This window comes from Bacillota bacterium, assembly GCA_024655925.1.
Lineage (GTDB): Bacteria > Bacillota > DTU025 > DTU025 > JANLFS01 > JANLFS01.
Map to the genome: position 1 here is coordinate 1 of JANLFS010000034.1, position 283 is coordinate 283.

Annotated in this window: 1 protein-coding gene; it reads left to right on the forward strand. The window is 56.5% G+C overall.

All coding sequences use genetic code 11. The features are described 5' to 3' along the window. Positions 1–42 precede the first annotated feature (42 nt). A partial coding sequence (locus tag NUW23_06920) for an ATP-binding cassette domain-containing protein (protein MCR4425911.1) occupies positions 43–283 on the forward strand: 241 nt, incomplete at its 3' end.

Here is a 283-nt window from a genome sequence, read left to right on the forward strand (position 1 = left end):
AACTGGGCATGGTGTGCGAAGACGGAAGCTGGGGGAATTCCCATGGCAATGCTGGAGCTTAAAAACGTATCGGCTTTCTACGGAGTGGTGCAAGCCCTCTTTGAGGTTTCGCTCATAGTCCAAGAAGGCGAGATAGTCTGCCTGATCGGTCCGAACGGAGCGGGCAAGACCACGACCATCAAGACGATAACAGGCATGCTTCGGGCAGCCTCTGGGTCGATCTCGTTTAACGGGAAACCCATTCAGTCTTGGCGGGCGTCGGCGATCGTGCGTGCCGGGATCA